The sequence below is a fragment of the Bradyrhizobium sp. UFLA06-06 genome, assembly GCF_054820065.1.
Genome location: NZ_JADFUD010000014.1, coordinates 101,167 through 113,707, shown reverse-complemented (window position 1 = coordinate 113,707; position 12,541 = coordinate 101,167). Strand labels below are relative to the sequence as shown.

Annotated in this window: 10 protein-coding genes; 8 read left to right on the top strand and 2 right to left on the bottom strand. The window is 65.1% G+C overall.

What is annotated here, in order from left to right; translation table 11 throughout:
- Positions 1 to 29 precede the first annotated feature (29 nt).
- A complete protein-coding gene (locus IF803_RS14900; protein ID WP_461192624.1) occupies positions 30 to 1,298 on the bottom strand; it encodes an MFS transporter in 1,269 nt (422 codons plus the stop codon).
- A 451-nt stretch (positions 1,299 to 1,749) separates the two neighbouring features.
- Between IF803_RS14900 and IF803_RS14895 the strand changes: the two genes are divergently transcribed.
- The 8 genes from IF803_RS14895 (at position 1,750) to ptsN (ending at position 11,540) form a co-directional block, all read left to right on the top strand.
- Entirely contained in the window at positions 1,750 to 4,533 is a 2,784-nt protein-coding gene (locus tag IF803_RS14895) for an autotransporter family protein (protein WP_461192623.1), read from the top strand.
- Positions 4,534 to 4,763: 230 nt separating this feature from the next.
- Positions 4,764 to 5,378 carry a ribonuclease D gene (locus IF803_RS14890; RefSeq protein ID WP_076833773.1) on the top strand — a complete coding sequence of 205 codons (615 nt, stop codon included), beginning with the start codon at positions 4,764 to 4,766 and terminating at the stop codon, positions 5,376 to 5,378.
- A gap of 154 nt (positions 5,379 to 5,532) precedes the next feature.
- Positions 5,533 to 6,264: an LPS export ABC transporter periplasmic protein LptC gene (gene lptC, locus IF803_RS14885; protein ID WP_028341726.1), complete on the top strand. Its 732-nt coding sequence runs from the start codon at positions 5,533 to 5,535 to the stop codon at positions 6,262 to 6,264.
- Complete coding sequence (locus tag IF803_RS14880; RefSeq protein WP_038382657.1) at positions 6,261 to 6,992, top strand: LptA/OstA family protein; 732 nt, start codon at positions 6,261 to 6,263, stop codon at positions 6,990 to 6,992. The genes lptC and IF803_RS14880 overlap by 4 nt, the downstream gene beginning before the upstream one ends.
- Positions 6,993 to 7,334: 342 nt before the next feature.
- Positions 7,335 to 8,321 (top strand): LPS export ABC transporter ATP-binding protein, encoded by a 987-nt coding sequence (gene lptB, locus IF803_RS14875; RefSeq protein ID WP_304497923.1) that lies wholly within the window; start codon positions 7,335 to 7,337, stop codon positions 8,319 to 8,321.
- Between the two features lie 90 nt (positions 8,322 to 8,411).
- A complete protein-coding gene (rpoN, locus tag IF803_RS14870) occupies positions 8,412 to 10,067 on the top strand; it encodes an RNA polymerase factor sigma-54 (protein WP_038382655.1) in 1,656 nt (551 codons plus the stop codon).
- Between the two features lie 180 nt (positions 10,068 to 10,247).
- Entirely contained in the window at positions 10,248 to 10,847 is a 600-nt protein-coding gene (gene hpf, locus IF803_RS14865) for a ribosome hibernation-promoting factor, HPF/YfiA family (RefSeq protein ID WP_028337939.1), read from the top strand.
- A gap of 231 nt (positions 10,848 to 11,078) precedes the next feature.
- On the top strand, positions 11,079 to 11,540 hold the full coding sequence (gene ptsN, locus IF803_RS14860; RefSeq protein WP_016843543.1) for a PTS IIA-like nitrogen regulatory protein PtsN: 462 nt from the start codon (positions 11,079 to 11,081) through the stop codon (positions 11,538 to 11,540).
- A 362-nt stretch (positions 11,541 to 11,902) separates the two neighbouring features.
- Here the strand turns inward: ptsN and IF803_RS14855 are convergent, their stop codons facing one another.
- Positions 11,903 to 12,541 carry a TetR/AcrR family transcriptional regulator gene (locus IF803_RS14855; protein WP_304497921.1) on the bottom strand — a complete coding sequence of 213 codons (639 nt, stop codon included), beginning with the start codon at positions 12,539 to 12,541 and terminating at the stop codon, positions 11,903 to 11,905.

Genomic DNA, 12,541 nt, shown 5'->3' with positions numbered 1-12,541 from the left:
CGTGTAGCCGGAACGAGCGGCGCCTGCCGTCACACGATCCGCCGGCCCGCGCGGCGCGCGATCGGCCGCTGCACGAAATACATCGCGATCATCGAAATAATGGTGGTTGCGACGACGATGTAGCCCAGCCGGTCGAAGTGCAGCAGCGAACCGTCGGGATTTTCCGCGATGATCGCCGCCGCAAAGACCGAGCCCAGCCCGCCCGACAGCTGCTGCACGGATGCCGAGATCGCGCTGAACGATCCGCGCTGGCTGGCGTCGGGAATCGCCGACATCAGCGCCTGGGACGGGATCATGCGCGAGAAAATGCCGATGAACATCAGCACATTGACCACGATCGCGGTCAGCAGCGAGACGTGGCCGAGATTGGTGTAGATCAGCACCATGATCACCGTCACCACGCAGCCGAATGCGAAGGTCGGATATTTGCCGAACGCATCGCTGGCGCGGCCGACCAGCGGCCCGATGATGATGCTGAACAGGCCTGAGACGAGATAGATCGTCGGCAGGTGGACGATGTCGATGCCGAGATTATGCACGGTGAAGGCGCTGCCGAACGGCATCAGCATGAAGCCGCCGGTCGCGAGCAGCGTGGTCACCAGGAAGGCCAGCGTGTAGCGCGGCTGCCCCACGGTTGCGATCAGATGGCGGAACGGATTGCTGTCGTGCTGCAATTTGAGATGGGCATCGACCGGATGCATCGCGATCGCAATCGCCGCGATCGCGGCAATCGACAACCCGACGATGGCCACGAAGCAGATGTGCCAGTTCCAGTGATTGGCCAGGAACAGGCCGGCCGGGACGCCGAGCACCTGGCTCGCGGCGAACGCCGTCTGCAGCACGCCCATGGCGCGGCCGCGCTGTTGCAGCGGGAACAGGTCGGTGACGATGGCGAGCACCACCGAGCCGATCACCCCGCCGAAAATGCCGGTGACGATGCGGCCGAGCAGCAGCACGTGAAAATTCTGCGCCAGCGCGCAGAGCACGGTGCCGAGCATGAAGCCGACATAGAAGAACAGCAGCAGCCGCTTGCGGTCGAAGCGATCGGCAAAGCCGGCGGCGAGGACGCCGGAAATGCCGGCCGCGAACGCGTAGGCCGAGACCGCGACGCCGAATTGCCCAGCCGTGATGTTCAGCGACGGCATCAGGATGGCGCCGAGCGGCGACATGATGATGAAATCGAGGATCAGCGTGAATTGCGTGAAGGCAAGCAGCGCGATCAGGAACGATTGGTAGCGCGAGAAGCCGCGCTCCTGCTGGTCGTCGTCGATCGGCGCAGCGATGGTCTGGTCGGACATAAGGCTCATTTCATTGGGGAGGCCGGTGCTGGCCGGCAACAGATAGGGAGGGCGCGGCCGGATTTCATGGGGCGCGCGGGCAACAGTTCCCTCGAAATCGAACGCGTAGCGGCAATGACTTGGCCCCGACCTGGGCGCGTGCCACGTCGAACTTGGCGAGAAAATGGGGACAGCGGCGCGCCCGAGACGCCATGGCGATTGTTTCCGGTTGTGTCGGTCGATAACTGCAACGAGTGAATGCTGTACTTCACAACCTTGGAAGGGTACGCACGTCAAGGATGTGAATCGTACTGATGCATCTCATGGTTCCGTCTGTGGCGACCGCGCAACAGGTCGCTGCAAATCGTTTCAAGCTTGAACGGAGCGGATCAGCGGAGCTGAGAGCGGGGCGGGGGTAGCAGATGGCGGCGAGGCCGGGGGCTCGGCTTCGCGCCGACGGTGGAGTAGGGGCATGGTTTCCTCGCGGCTCGCGGCAATCCTGTCGTGCACGGCCTTGGGTGGCGGTTGTCTGTTGTCCACGTCGCCGGCGTTTGCGGCCTGCGACAGTCTCGCGCCAGCGAGCGGGCAGACGGTAACCTGCTCGACCGCAGCGCCGAATCCCTCGCCGACCGGCGTGCAGGCCGTTGCCGGCAGCTCGAACGTCACCGTGAACGTGCTGCAGGGCGCCGGCATCACGCCGGGCGCCGGAGCGACCGCGATCGGCCTTGTCTCCAGCAGCGCCGCCACCAACAACGGCACGCTGACCATCAGCGGCGGTGGCACCGGCATCTTCGGCAGCGGCAACGGCAATGTCTTCACCAACGGCGCGTCGGGCGTGATCACGACCTCGGGCGCCGGCAGCAATGCGATCGCCGCCAGCAGTAACGGCAACACGCTGATCAACAACGGCACGATCACGACGCAGAACGGCACCTCGCGCGGCCTTGCCATCACCGGTCTCACGCAGCACAACAACAACACGCTGATTAATACCGGGACGATCACCACCCAGGGCCCGCAATCGCACGGCCTTTTTGTGCAGACCGGCGACAGCAACACCTTCACCAATAGCGGCACCATCACCACGGCCGGCGCAGGCGCCCGTGCGATCTTCTCCGCCGGCCAGTTTGCGACCATCACCAATACCGGCACGCTGCTGACGACCGGTGGCGACGCGGGCGGCACCGCCAACAACACCGTGTTCATGCAAGGCAATGCCGGCGTCCTGCGCAACAGCGGCACGATCGAGGCGCGCGGCGTCAATGCCGACGGCGTGTTCTCCAACACCGCCGGATCGTCATTCACCGCCCGCATCGAGAACCTCGCCGGCGGCAAGATCATCAGCCAGGCGGGGCCCGCGATCCGCACGCTCAACGGCGCCACCACCATCGTCAATGCCGGCCTGATCGCCGGCAACAGCGGCACGGCGCTCGCGGGCGGCGGCGGCGCGGTGACGATGATCCTGCAAACCGGCTCGCAGATCGTTGGCCTTGCCGATGGCGGCGGCGGCGGCAACCAGGTGCGGCTGCAAGGCAGCGGCACGGTCGACAATGCGTTTGCGCGATTCCAGACGCTGACGATGGAAGGCAATGACTGGACCTGGGCCGGCACCGGCACCTTCGCCAACACCTTCATCAACAGCGGTTCGCTGACGCTGCAGACGTCGCTGACCGGCAATGTGTCGATTGCGGCCGGCACCAGCCTGCTGGCGGGCAATGGCGCCAATCCGTCGATCACGCCGTTTCCGGGTGGCCCGCCGATCACCGTCACCAATGCCGGTGTCATCAACCTGACCAATGGCGGCGCCATCGCGGCGAACAGCCTGACGATCGCGGGCAACTATGTCGGCAATGGCGGCGGGCTCTATCTGCGCACCGTGCTCGGTGGCGATGGTTCGCCGTCGGATCGGCTCGTCATCTCCGGCGGCAATGCGTCGGGCTCGACCGCGGTGACCGTCACCAATGCCGGCGGCGCGGGCGCGTTGACCACCGCCGACGGCATCATGGTGGTGCAGGCGGTCAACGGCGGCACCACGGCTGCGGGTGCATTCGGCCTCTCCAACGCCGTCGTGGCGGGCGCGCATGAATATCTGCTGTTCCGCGGCGGCGTCTCCGCCGGCAGCGCCAACAACTGGTATCTGCGCTCGGCATTGTTGCCCGGCACGGCCTCGCCTGCGCCCCCGGCTGCGCCTGCACCGGCGCCGCCTTCATCGCCCAACGTGGTGCCGCCGCCTCCGGGGCTGCCCGCGGAAGATCTATCGTCGCTGACGCCGCCGCCGGCAGGCGCCGCGCCGGTCCAGCTCTACCGTGAAGAGGTGTCGGTCTATTCGGCGCTGCCGCAGGTGGCACAAAAGCTCGGGCTGGCGACGCTCGGCACCTTCCATCAGCGCCAGGGCGATCAAGCCTTGCTGACCAGCGGCGGCGAACAGCCGGCGGCGTGGGCGCGTGCCTACGGCTCGCACAGCTCGCAGAGCTGGGCCGGCACGGTCAGCCCCGCCTTCGACGGCACCATGGCCGGCGTGCAGGTCGGCGTCGACATCCTGCGCTTCCAGTCCGCGCCCGAGCATCATGATCGCGCCGGATTCTTCTACGCATATGGCTGGGCCAGCGGCACCATCAACGGCTTCGCGCTCGGCCTGAACGACGTCCGCACCGGCACGCTCTCGATCGACAGCCAGAATATCGGCGGCTACTGGACCCATGTCGGCCCGTCGGGCTGGTATGTCGACGCCGTGCTGATGGGCAGCTTCTACGGCGCAAGCCCGCAGTCGGATCGTCAGGTCGGCGCGCGGGTGTCAGGCACCGGCGTCGCTGCATCGCTGGAAGCCGGCGCGCCGATCCCGCTGAACAGCTTTCTCGCGATCGAGCCGCAGGCGCAGCTGATCTGGCAGCGGCAGTCGTTCGACAGTTTCAACGACATGTTCTCGAGCGTCGCGCTCGGCAGTGCCGATACGCTGACCGGGCGGCTCGGCGTGCGCATTCCGGCAACCTTCGTCGTCGGCACGGCCGAACTGCGTCCCTATCTCGAGGCCAATCTCTGGCACACCGCCGCGAATGACCGCAGCATCGCGTTCGCGACAACGGACCTGATCGGCGTGCAAAGCCGCGGCACCGCCGTCGAGGTCGGTGCCGGCGTCTCCGCGCAGCTCAATCGCACGATCAGCGCCTATGCGAGCGCCGGCTACACGACCTCGGTGGACAGCCTCCATCGCGAGGACATCACCGGCCGCTTCGGCCTGCGCGTCAGCTGGCAGTGATGGCGCGCCCTCGTGGGGGCGCGTGGTGGGGATAGCAACCCATTGTCTCCGCTGCACAATGGCGGTACACCCTCAACTATCCGTGCCGGAACAATTAAGGATTCCCGCTGCTGGTGTCCGGTCCTGACCGGACCCGATGCCAGTGCGATCCGAAGACTGGCGCATGCTCGCCTGTCGGCGGATTGGACGGTAGTTTATTCCGACGGCGATTCGACGAGGTTTTTGACAGCATGACCATCCGCCTGCACCGCGGCGACCTGCCCGATCTGTCCCGCTACACCGACTCGGTGGCGATCGACACCGAGACCATGGGGCTGCATCCGCACCGTGACCGGCTCTGCGTGGTGCAGATGTCGAACGGCGACGGCACCGCCGACGTGATCCAGATTCCGAAGGGCCACACCGATTCGCCGAACCTGAAGGCGCTGCTCGCCAATCCCAAGATCACCAAGATCTTCCATTTCGCACGGTTCGACGTCGCGGTGCTCTACAACACGTTCGGCGTGATGCCGACGCCGGTCTATTGCACCAAGATCGCCTCGCGCCTGTCGCGCACCTACACCGATCGCCACGGCCTGAAGGATCTGGTGCGCGAGGTGCTGAACGTCGAATTGTCGAAGCAGCAGCAGTCGAGCGACTGGGGCGCGCAAAGCCTCAGCGAGGCCCAGCTCGCCTACGCCGCCTCCGACGTGCTGCACCTGCATGCGCTGCGCGACAAGCTGAATGTCATGCTCGCGCGCGAGGGACGGACAGATCTCGCCCAGGCCTGCTTCGACTTCCTCCCCGCCCGCGCCAGGCTCGATCTCGACGGCTGGGAGGCCGAGGACATTTTCGCCCATTCATGATGCGCGCCGAATTCGTCGCGGCCGGGGCAGTTCCGCCCCGTTTCGGCCAAACTGTTCACGCGTGGTCCGGTGCGGGGGCGCGAGGCGAGGTCCGGGCTGCATATTTGGGCGGCTCCGGCTAGAATAGGGGCAGTTTCGCGCCTCTGGAGTTCAGGTGAATTCGGTTCAGAATCCAGCCTATGTCACGGGCCTCGAGGCGCGCTTTGCCGCCGCCGCGCGGCACAGCCGCATGGTGCGGATCCTGCGCGTCGCGGTGCCAGCGATGGTCGGCCTGGCGATGGCCGTGGTCATCTACATCGCGCTGTTCAATCCGTTCCACGACCTGATCCCCAAGCTGCCGCTCGAGATGGATAATCTCGTCGTGTCCGGCACCAAGATCACGATGGAAGCGCCGCATATCGCCGGCTTCTCCAACGACGGACGGCCTTATGAAATGTGGGCCAAGGCGGCGATCCAGGATGTCACCGATCCTGACCATGTCGAGCTGAAGACGATCCGCGCCAAGGTGGCGCAACAGGATCAGTCGACGGTGACAATGGATGCGCGCACCGGCTTCTTCGACAACAAGAAGCAGCTGCTCGACCTGCGCCAGGACATCTTCCTGCAGTCGTCCACCGGCTATGAGGCCCGGCTGACGCAGGCCTTCGTCGACATCAACAAGGGCAACGTGTCGTCGGACGAGCATGTCGACGTCAAGCTGCTCGACGGCACGCTGACCGCCGACAGGCTCCGGATCTACAACAGCGGCGAGCTGGTGCGGTTCGAAGGCAATGTCGTGATGAATCTCGACAAGCTCGGCGACAACAATGCCGCCCCGCCGGCCGAGCCCGCTCCACCGCCGCCGCCGCCGTCACCGAAGCCACGCAAATCCGCCAACACGAAATGATTTTGATGATGAGACGTTTTCCGCACGGCATGGCAATTGCGGCGTTCCTGTTCGCGCTTTTCGCCGCGAGTGCCGCGTTCGCGCAGGGCTCGATGAGCGGCGTGCCCAACGCCATGCAGGGCTTCTCGCAGAACCGCGACCAGCCGATCCAGATCGAGGCCGCCTCGCTCGAAATGCGCGACAAGAAAAAGGAGGCGACCTTCGCCGGCAATGTGAAGGTCGTGCAGGGCGACACCACCATGACGTCGAAGACGCTGGTCGTGTTCTACGAGGATAAATCGACCCAGGCGCCGGCGCCCGCCCCGACCGGCACCAAGGGTGCAGCCGCCAAGGGCGCCGCGCCGATGCAATCGGCAACCCCGGGCCCCGGCGGCGCCTCCTCGATCAAGCGGCTGGAGGCCAAGGGCAATGTTGTCGTGACCCAGAAGGACCAGGTCGTCACCGGCGAGACCGCGATCTTCGACACCAAGACCAATTTGATCACGATGCTGGGCGGCGGCGGCAGCCAGGTGGTGCTGACCCAGTGCCAGAACGTGCTGCGCGGCGACCGCCTTTTGGTCGACATGACCACCGGCGTCTCGCGCGTCGAAGCCGACAATGGCAAGGTGCAGGGCCTGTTCATCCAGTCGCCGGGCGGACAGAGCGGCAAGTGCGGCGCGCCGGCCGCCCCCGGCTCAGCCCCGGCCCCGTCGCCACTGCAGCTGATTCCAGGCGGCAAGTCCAAGTAAGCCTCACGTAAGGTCAAGCAGAATCAATTGGTTAGATAATATTCTGCGGCCGCGAGGTTGAAGCCGGCGGGGCGAGACTGTATCTACTGCAGCGGCTCGGCCGAACAATGCGCCTCGAGGGGATTATGTTGGCCGGGACAGGGGCATCCATTCATTCAAGGCGCGGGTGATCGCGCTTTGCCGTGTTGTTCGAGCATGATCTCCGCGCAAAATGCGTCCGCTTTTGTCGCGCGGGAAGGCCGGTATTCAGATTTCCGGCTCATGCTTGCGGCGTCGCATGCGAATCGATCGATGCGCAGGCAAGGTCGCGGGATCACCGTGAGAGGCTGAAGCGAAGCGGGGATGGTGGATTTTCTCGGCATGTTCCGGCGGCGCTCTGCGAAACGCAGTACCGGATTTGCGCGCTCGCATGACGACATCACGGCGCTCGACGACCAGTTCGGCGAGATGCTTACGTCTCCGGTGCGTGATGCGCCGCCGATGGCGCGCGCCGCGTCGGCTCCCGGCGTCGAGCTGCCGCGAGCCCAACCGGCAGCAGCGCCCGCGCCGGCGCGTGCGAGGCCGGCCCGGAACAGCGCGCCCGCCGCGCCGCAGCTCATCAAGCGGCCGGGTTATCTGGCTGTGCATAGCGTGGAAAAGAGTTTCGGCAGCCGCCAGGTCGTGCGCGGCGTCAGCATCTATGTGCGCCGTGGCGAGGCGGTCGGCCTGCTCGGGCCCAACGGCGCCGGCAAGACCACCGTGTTCTACATGATCACCGGGCTGATCAAGGCCGATCGCGGCGCGATCGAACTCGACGGCCACGACGTCACCAAGCTGCCGATGTATCAGCGCGCGCGCCTCGGCATCGGCTATTTGCCGCAGGAAGCCTCGATCTTCCGCGGCCTGTCGGTCGAGCAGAACATCCGCGCGGTGCTCGAGGTCGTCGAGCCCTCGAAGAAGAAGCGCGAGCACGAGCTGGATTCGCTGCTCGACGAGTTCAACATCACGCGGCTGCGCAAGAGCCCGTCGATCGCGCTGTCCGGCGGCGAGCGCCGCCGCGTCGAGATTGCGCGCGCGCTGGCTACGCGCCCCAATTACATGCTGCTCGACGAGCCGTTCGCCGGCATCGACCCGATCGCGGTCGGCGACATCCAGGATCTCGTCCGCCATCTTACCAACCGCGGCATCGGCGTGCTCATCACCGACCACAATGTCCGCGAGACGCTCGGCCTGACCGACCGCGCCTATATCGTCTATGCCGGTGAAATCTTGACTGAGGGAAGCCCGGAGGAGATCGTTAATGATCCCGATGTACGTCGGCTTTACCTTGGCGAGGAATTCCGCCTCTAGCGCTATTTTCCAATCCGTCAAGCCGTGTACAAGGGCTTCGGACTAATATAAGCAAGAATCGAGCCAACTTTTAGGATCGTTCTTGCCTCCATGGCGCTGACCCAAAGACTAGAGTTCCGCCAGTCGCAGTCGCTGGTGATGACGCCGCAGCTGATGCAGGCGATCAAGCTGCTGCAACTGTCGAACCTGGACCTGTCGGCCTTTGTCGAGGAAGAGCTGGAGCGCAATCCGCTGCTGGAGCGGGCCGCCGACGGGCCGGAGCCGCCGGTGGCGGGCGAGCCGGCCATGGAGCGGCCGGACTACGGCGATTCCGACGGTTCCAGCAGCTATGGGGACGATGGCGACGTTTCCGACATGGCCGCCGGCCCAGGCGGCGAGGCCGCCTTCGAGCCCGGCCAGGAGGAATGGCTGAACCGCGACCTCGGCAGCCGCGCCGAGATCGAGCAGACGCTCGATACCCGCCTCGACAACGTGTTTTCCGAGGAGCCGGCGGAAGCGGCGGCGCGCGCCGCACAGGATGCACCGCCATCGGTCTACACCGAATGGGGCGGCGGCGCCTCCAGCGACGACGAGTACAATCTCGAAGCTTTCGTGGCCGCCGAGCTGACACTTGCCGACCACCTCGCCGAACAACTCGCGGTGGCGTTCTCGGCGCCGGCGCAGCGCATGATCGGGCAGTATCTGATCGACCTGGTCGACGACGCCGGCTACCTGCCGGCCGATCTCGGCCAGGCCGCCGAGCGGCTCGGTGCGTCGCAGCAAGCGGTCGACGAGGTCGTCGCGGTGTTGCAGAAATTCGATCCGCCGGGCGTGTGCGCGCGAAACCTGAGCGAATGCCTCGCGATCCAGCTGCGCGAGCTCGATCGCTACGATCCGGCGATGCAGGCGCTGGTCGAGCATCTCGACCTGCTCGCCAAGCGCGACATCGCGGCCTTGCGAAAGCTCTGCGGCGTCGACGACGAAGACATCACCGACATGATCGCCGAGATCCGCCGGCTCGATCCGAAGCCCGGGCTGAAGTTCGGCACTGCGCGGACGCAAACGATGGTGCCCGACGTCTATGTGCGTCCGGGTCCCGACGGCGGCTGGCATGTCGAACTCAACAGCGACACTCTGCCGCGCGTTCTGGTCAACCAGACCTATTACGCTGAGCTGTCGAAGACGATCCGCAAGGACGGTGACAAGTCGTACTTCACCGACTGCCTGCAGAACGCGACCTGGCTGGTCCGCGCGCTCGATCAGCGCGCCCGCACCATCCTGAAGGTCGCGACCGAAATCGTCCGCCAGCAGGATGGCTTCTTCACTTATGGCGTCGCGCATTTGCGGCCGCTCAATCTGAAGGCGGTCGCGGACGCGATCCAGATGCATGAATCGACGGTGTCGCGCGTCACCGCCAACAAATACATGGCGACCAATCGCGGCAGTTTTGAATTGAAGTATTTTTTCACCGCCTCGATCGCGTCGGCCGACGGCGGCGAGGCGCATTCGGCCGAGGCGGTGCGTCACCACATCAAGCAATTGATCGACGGCGAGGCGCCGTCGGCAATCCTGTCCGACGACACGATCGTGGAACGTTTGCGCGCCTCGGGCATTGATATCGCCCGCCGCACCGTTGCGAAGTACCGCGAGGCGATGCGGATACCATCCTCGGTGCAGCGCCGCCGTGACAAACAGAGCATGCTCGGTAATGCCCTTTCGGCCCCTGCCTCCTCGTCCGACCGGTCGCGCGATACAGCCCCCGTTTAGGTTACTTCTTGAGCGTGACCCCATCCGGGTACGGAGCGGGCCATGCGCTCGTTGCGTTCGCGCCAAATCGGGATAGTCTCAATCTTTCCAGGTCGAGCGTCGTCCAGAAAGGGAGGTAACCGGAAGCAAGCATCATGCTCCTGCAAGAGTGATCGAGGCATCCAGCAATTGAGGCATCAAATGACCCTTCGAATCTCGGGAAAGAGCATCAGCATCGGCGAGGCGCTTCGCGCGCGCGTCAGCGAGCGCACCGACGAGGTCCTGCGAAAGTATTTTGATGGCAACTATTCGGGTCACATCACGCTGAGCAAGGATGGCTTCGGCTTCCGAACCGATTGCGCGCTGCATCTGGATTCCGGCATTACGCTGGAAGCCGAATCCAATGCCACCGACGCCTATGCCAGCGCCGATGCCGCGCTCTTGATGATCGAGAAGCGTCTGCGCCGCTACAAGAGCCGGCTCAAGGATCGTTCCGCCCGCAAGACCTACGCCGCGACTGCCGCGCTTGCCGAATTGAACGGCGTCGGGCTCGACGCGCCGAGCTACGTCATCGAGGCGCCCGAGAACGAGGACGAGGTCACCGAATACAGCCCGGTGATCATTGCCGAGGCAACCACCGCGTTGAAGCGGCTGTCGGTCAGCGAAGCCGTGATGGAGCTCGACCTGACCGGCGCCTCCTGCCTGGTGTTCCAGCATGGCGGCAGCGGCCGGTTGAACATCATTTACCGCCGTACGGATGGCAATGTCGGCTGGGTCGATCCGCCGGCGGTGAGCCCTTGAGGATAGTTGGCAGATGGCATTGACGTCCGAAGCCAGCCCTGCTTATGGTCCGCCGCCTCCAGGAACAAGGGGGGCGGAACAGGGTTCGCAGGTGTTGGCACCGCCGATACGTTGGAGTAGAAGCCCTGCGAACCGGACCCGGGCTAAGCCCGCATCCCACCTCATCTTCTTGACGCCGCCGCTGTAAAGCCTATTTCGCAACCTGACGGTCATTCACCTCGGAACGTCCCAATGCCGATTACCGATCTGGTCGCACCCGAGGCGATTCTCCCGGCTTTGAAAGTCATCAGCAAGAAGCAGGCGCTGCAGGAACTCGCTGCGCGTGCCTCCGCTCTGACCGGGCAGAATGAGCGCGCCATCTTCGAGGTGCTGCTGCAGCGCGAGAAGCTCGGCACCACGGCGGTCGGCTATGGCGTCGCCATTCCGCACGGCAAGCTGCCCAAGCTGGAGAAGCTGTTCGGCTTCTTCGCCCGCCTCGAGCGCCCGATCGATTTCGAGGCGATGGACGGACAGCCGGTCGACCTGATCTTCCTGCTGCTGGCACCGGAAGGCGCCGGCGCCGACCATCTCAAGGCGCTGGCGCGGATCGCCCGCCTGCTGCGCGACCAGGACGTCGCCAAGAAGCTGCGTGCCTCGCGCGACGCCCAGGCGATCTACTCGGTGCTCGCGCTGCCGCCGGCGAGCGCGGCGTAGTCATCCGCATTCGCGAGTTCGTTCGCGCAACTGTCACCAAGACATAGACTGCGCGCCACGCGGTGGCGCACATCAATGCGCGATCGTTTCAATCTCCGTTGCCCGGATGGAGCGAGGCGCAATCCGGGGAAATCTCGCAACTGGCGCGAATCCCGGATTTCGCTGCGCTTCATCCGGGCTACGAAGCTCCATCCGTACGGGTCCGTCTTCTCCTTCCCCCTGAAAGGGGGAAGGTCGGGATGGGGGTCAGCCGCAGGCGACGCTGTATGTGGAGAGTGCGAATCCCCACCCGCTTTGCTCTGGCGAGCAAAGCGACCTCCCCTTTTCAAGGGGAGGTTGGAGTTGAATCGTTCGCGATTCTCTCAGCAGATCGTCGGCAGCAGACGGCGGACTTCGTCGAGCAGATCGGGCACGGCCTTCTCGTCATCGGCGAGATGCCGGAGCAGCGCGCTCTGGAACAGGCCGTCGAACAGCGCATAAAGCGCCGCCGGCGACGATGCCGGCCGCTTGTTGCCGAGCTCGGCGTAGCGCGTGGCGATGCGCCAGATCATCGCTTCCAGGCTCTTGTCGATCTCGAGGACGTCCTTGCGGAACGCTGGCTCGAACATCGCCTGCGAGCGCAGATCGTACCAGAGCCGATGCATGCGCGCTTCGTTCTCGAGCGTGGCCGCGAGCTTGGCGAGGAAACCTTCGGTCAATTCGTCGCGGCTGCGTGCTGTCGTCACCACCTCGTCATAGCGCGTCACGCATTTCGCCTTGTAGTGACGGACGCAGCAGCAGATCAGGTCGAGCTTGTCGCTGAAGTAGTAGTGAAACACGCCGTGCGTGAATGCGGAGTTCTGCGCGATCTCGCGCAGGCTGGTGCGCGCGAAGCCGAGTTCGCCAAGCGTTTCCAGTGCGGCCTCTGCGAGCTCGACGCGCCGCGCGTTGAACTTCTCGTCGCGCAGCGCCTCGGCCGCCACAGCCACGCGTTGGGCCGCCCCTGTCGCTTGCCGCGCCAT